This is a genomic window from Streptomyces sp. NPDC002403, from assembly GCF_053593015.1.
In genome coordinates this window covers 1-4531 of record NZ_JBSFBQ010000133.1, presented here as the reverse complement: position 1 = coordinate 4531, position 4531 = coordinate 1, and the positions used below count along the sequence as shown (strand labels likewise).

The following is a 4531-nucleotide window of genomic DNA, read 5'->3' as shown; positions in this document are numbered from 1 at the left end:
ATCGAGGACTCCAGAGGGCAGAACTGGCGGGCCCCACCACGGTATCGCCGGGCAACCGGGCCCGGGACCACTCCAGCCGAACCCGGTCTCCGCGATCACGGTCCGTACAGATCACCGGCACTCAGAGGGTTGAACTTTTATGTGTCACGCCTGCCCGCGGATCCCGGCCTGGACGGCCCTGGATGGCCGCCGAAACGGACATTCGCGGACGTATTCGAGGTGGCGTGACGCTTCCCGGAGTGTGCGTGACAGCCAGTGTCACGCACACGCTCTGTGAGCGTGACGCTGGGGGTGCCCGGTCAGGGGGCCCTGGGGTGGGCGCGGGCGAGGAACGCGGCGAGCACGTCGACGGCTTCGGGCTCGGTGGTGGCGAGCCGGGCGGCATCCCACTTGTCACGCGCGCTCATTCGGCAGACTTTCTGTCACCGGTACCGAAGAGCCGGAGCCTCCCGGCACCCCGGCTGTGCCCTGCTCAGGGCTGAGCCCTTCCACAGCGAGGCGGAAGAGGCGGCCTGCCTGGGTATCGGGGTCCGTGTGGTGCTCGGTGGCCAGGGCGATGCCGACGGAGAGGGTCAGCAGGTCGTGAAAGGTGACGTGCGGTGCAACCGCCTTGTCGCGAATGGCCCGCTGGAGCAGGGGAGCTGCGGCTGCTTCGATTTTGCTGCCACAGCTGTTCGGGGAGGGTTCTTCGGTGGGGGGCTCGTAGCTGAGGATATGGGCGAATCCGCGGGCTGAGACGGCGTAGAGAACAAAGGCGTGGAGCCACTCCAGGAGTGCGGTGCGGCCGTCTTCGGTCGCGCTCAGCCGCTGGGCGTGCTCGCACAGGCCCTCGATGCGCTCCTGGAAGACCGCTTCGAGAAGGGCACGGCGAGTGGGGAAGTGACGGCGCACGGTCGCCGAACCGACGCCTGCGGTGCGGGCGATCTGCTCTTGGGATGCCTCGGCGCCGTGCGCGGCTACCTCGGCTTCGGCGACGGCGAGGATGCGCTGATAGTTGCGTCGGGCATCCGAGCGGCGACCGGTCATGATCTCCTCATTGCTAAGCGGCGGGCCCCGCCATATCTTAGCGACAGGCAAAACGGCGGGCCCCGCCGTTTTGCCTCTCCGATCCGTGAGGAGCAGCAACCATGCCCAGCAGCAATATCGTCCTGGTCACCGGCGCCACCGGCCAGCAAGGTGGGGCCACGGCTCGCGCACTTCTGGCCGCCGAGGTGCCCGTACGTGCGCTCGTACGCGATCCGGGCTCGAAGCGTGCCCAGGCGATCGAGGCGCTGGGCGCCGAACTGGTGCGGGCGGATCTTTCCGACCGGGCCTCCCTCGGACCGGCACTCGAGGGGGTCCGCGCGGTCTTCTCTGTGCAGATGCCGCCGATGACCGGGACCAGCGTGGACTTCGCGGACGAACTCGCCCAGGCCACCCACCTGGTGGACGCGGCGAAGGCGGCGGGAGTACGGCAGTTCGTACAGTCCTCGACCAGTGGAGTCGGTGAGCACACCCGGGTCGCCGGCTGGGCCGAGGGTCGCTGGGCGGCGATGGCGGACTACTTCCACACCAAGCAGGCGATCATGGAGGCGGTACGTGGTGCGGGTTTCGCCCGCTGGACGGTGATCAAGCCCGCCTTCTTCATGGAGAACCTGCCCCTGCTGGCGCCCAGGGGGCCCCGCGGCGGACTGCTGACGGTACTGAAGCCGGGCACCGAACTGGCTCTAGTGGCCGTGCGGGACATCGGCACGGCCGCGGCGCACGCCCTCCGAGACCCCGACCGGTTCCACCAAGTGGAACTGGAACTGGCCAGTGACCTGCGCACGATGGAGCAGATCGCGCAGACCTTGTCCGCCGCATGGGGCGTACCCGTGACCGCGCCCTCCATGACCATGGAAGAGGCTCTCAATGCAGGCATGCCGACGTGGGGAGCCGGACACGAGTGGAACAACGTGGTCCTCCAGCCCGCCCGGCCCGCATTCGCCCGGGAGTTGGGCATCCCGCTCACCACCTTCACCGAGTGGGCTTATAAGCAGTTGACACCCGTGTCCGGCTAGAGGCATCGGGACTGCTGCAGGGTTGGGTGACAGCGGGGTTTATGCAGCCAGGGCTGCGGCTGGGGTCATGATGGTCTCGTACTCGACGGGGGTCAATCGGGCCACCCGGCCCGCCCGCGGCCGAGCTGGATCGCGTTCTACGGCCGGGCCGAGCTCCACGCCATCACCTCGATCGTCCACGACCGACTCGGCAACTCCCCCGCCGCCGAGGCCGCCTCCCACCACGCGCTCACGGCCCTGCCCGGCGTGTTCGCCCGCAACAGGGCGTTCGCCACCGCCCGGCTCGCGCTCGCCCAGCTCCACCAGGGCGACCTCGACCAGGCAGCCGCCACCACCGCCGACATCTTCCCGCTCCTGGGCGGCGCAGCCCTGCCCGGACGGCTGCGGACCCTGCTCGGCGACTTCTACCGCGACCTCATCACCACCGCCCCGAACGCGTCTGTCACCCGGGAGTGGGCCGACCGCCACCGCACCAACTGGAGCCGCACATGAGCGCCATCAGCCGCTACGGCCACGCGGATCTGCCCGCGGTCCGGCAGATACTCCTCGACGTCCACGCCGACGCCTACGCCACCGAGATGGACGACCCCTTCCACCAGACGGAGAAGTTCGCCTGGTTCGTCGATCACTGGGGCGCCAGGCCCTCCTTCGACTGCGTCATCGCCTTCGACGCCGGCCAGCCCGCGGGCTTCGCTTACGGCGCCACCGCCGCCCTCGGCCGCGAGACCTGGCGCGGGCACCTCTCCCCCACCCCCACCCCGGGCACCACCTTCGCTCTGTCCGAGCTGATGGTCCGCCCGAAGTGGCGTGGCACCGGCCTCGCCCAGCGACTTCACGACGCCCTCCTGGACTCCCGGCCCGAGCAGCTGGTCACCCTCCTCGTCGACACCACACACCCCCGCGTCCAGGCCCTCTACGAAGCATGGGGCTACCACAAGATCGGCGAGCGCCGGCCCTTCCCCGACTCCCCGCTCTACGCCGTCATGCTCCGCGGCCTCCCCGACGCGTAGAGCGACCCGACGCTTCCAGTTCTGGTTCACCGCGCCTTCGGTAGCCTGCTCGGCCGCTCGTAACGCCGGAGTCGCGCCGTCGTTGGACAGGGCGTACCCGGCGCGAGTAGATGTCCAGGACGCAGGCGAGATACAGCCACGTGCCGCCGACCTGCACGTATGCCCTCCGCAGCGTCTCGCCGGTCACCCCGACATCCGCCGCATACGTGCGCTTCCCGCCCGCCGCGCGGTATAGCGCGACAGCATCGTTCCTGAACTCCGCCGGATACGGAGACTTCCGTCCCACCAGGACACCCTTCCTCGGATCTGCAAGATCCAATTGTCAGAGTGTCCACACCGCCGGGGTCACCTCATCTTCGGGCCACCCCCCCCTGGCGGGCCATCTGCCGCACAGCGTGGGAGACGGGGAATTCAAGGGCTGCTCGAAGTAACCGCTCTCGCTGCCGCGGGCAGGCTCCGCGTCCGGTTCCAGCCGCGCAGCCTGCTCATTGTGTCGGACGTTCGTCAGCAAGTGACCGGAACGTCCAGGGTCACCGGGCTGGAGGGATTGCCGAGGGCGGATGAGGTGAACTCGGCGTGGACGGTCGAGCCGCAGGGGACGGTGCCGCCGACGCCACGGACCGGGGTGGTCGCGGCTTGGAAACGGACCGGCTGCACCAGGTGGCCAAGGGAGGTGCCGCCGACGGCGTTGCCGGTGAGGGTCGTGGTCAGGTCCTTGACCGGGAGCGTGGAGCCCGGGCTGGGCGGGCCCGCCAGGCTTATCTGGCCGTACAGCTGCACGCTGTTGCCAGTGACTTCGGCGCACACCTTGGTCGACAAGCCCACCCGGAGGGCGGACGGACCGCACGTCACGGTGGTGGCAGTGGTGGTGGGGGCGTGTGCGGCGGTGGCCGGGGCCGCGCCGAATAAGGCCAGGCCCGCAGCCGCGGTGGCGAGCAGAGCGATACGAGACATGAGGGTAGTTCTCCCTGTTCAGAAGCGTCGTTCATAGGCATCACTGACGCACTCAGGATGCAGTTACAATGTGACATTGCACTGAACTTCAGTATGTGTGGAGGCGGCGTGAAGGTCAACTCCCATACCTCCGTGGGATCTTCGCGCCCTCACCTTCCCCTTGTCCCGCCGAGTTACGGGTACGGCTACACCGAGCACACCGCTCCCGCGACGGGCATCCCGGAGATCGGGGCCACGCAGATAAGCGTTCCCGAGAATGTCGTGCCGCCGTCGGCGACCGTCATGGTGCGGCCGACGGCGGCCTTCGCACCGGATTCCACCCACGCCGTGCAGTCGTTGTGGTTGCGGGCAGGGGCCGGCCGGCCACGACGACGAGCCGGGTGTCAACATCGATGACGATTGACCCCGACCGTCACTTCAAAAGAGCCGCACCTTACTGATCGTTTCAGAATGCGGTTCGGAGTCGTCTCAAGCAGATGATGCTGCAGGCGAGTTGGAGCAGACCGAGATGGAGGTCGGCGCGTATCT

5 protein-coding genes and 1 pseudogene are annotated in these 4531 nt (G+C 68.6%); 3 read left to right on the top strand and 3 right to left on the bottom strand.

What is annotated here, in order from left to right:
- Nucleotides 1-393: 393 nt before the first annotated feature.
- Entirely contained in the window at nucleotides 394-1026 is a 633-nt protein-coding gene (locus ACWCPY_RS42975; protein ID WP_451274607.1) for a TetR/AcrR family transcriptional regulator, read from the bottom strand.
- Nucleotides 1027-1127: 101 nt separating this feature from the next.
- Between ACWCPY_RS42975 and ACWCPY_RS42970 the strand changes: the two genes are divergently transcribed.
- The 3 genes from ACWCPY_RS42970 (at nucleotide 1128) to ACWCPY_RS42960 (ending at nucleotide 3049) form a co-directional block, all read left to right on the top strand.
- Entirely contained in the window at nucleotides 1128-2039 is a 912-nt protein-coding gene (locus ACWCPY_RS42970; protein WP_451274605.1) for an NmrA/HSCARG family protein, read from the top strand.
- A gap of 246 nt (nucleotides 2040-2285) precedes the next feature.
- Nucleotides 2286-2531, top strand: coding sequence for a hypothetical protein (locus ACWCPY_RS42965; RefSeq protein ID WP_451274603.1), 246 nt, complete (start codon nucleotides 2286-2288; stop codon nucleotides 2529-2531).
- Entirely contained in the window at nucleotides 2528-3049 is a 522-nt protein-coding gene (locus ACWCPY_RS42960) for an N-acetyltransferase family protein (protein WP_451274601.1), read from the top strand. Before ACWCPY_RS42965 ends, ACWCPY_RS42960 begins: the two co-directional genes overlap by 4 nt.
- Before the next feature lie 504 nt (nucleotides 3050-3553).
- Here the strand turns inward: ACWCPY_RS42960 and ACWCPY_RS42955 are convergent.
- Together ACWCPY_RS42955 and ACWCPY_RS42950 are read right to left on the bottom strand one after the other, a co-directional pair.
- On the bottom strand, nucleotides 3554-4003 hold the full coding sequence (locus ACWCPY_RS42955; protein ID WP_451274599.1) for a hypothetical protein: 450 nt from the start codon (nucleotides 4001-4003) through the stop codon (nucleotides 3554-3556).
- A gap of 239 nt (nucleotides 4004-4242) precedes the next feature.
- Nucleotides 4243-4403, bottom strand: a pseudogene (locus ACWCPY_RS42950) (IS5/IS1182 family transposase); the annotation flags it as partial.
- Nucleotides 4404-4531 lie beyond the last annotated feature (128 nt).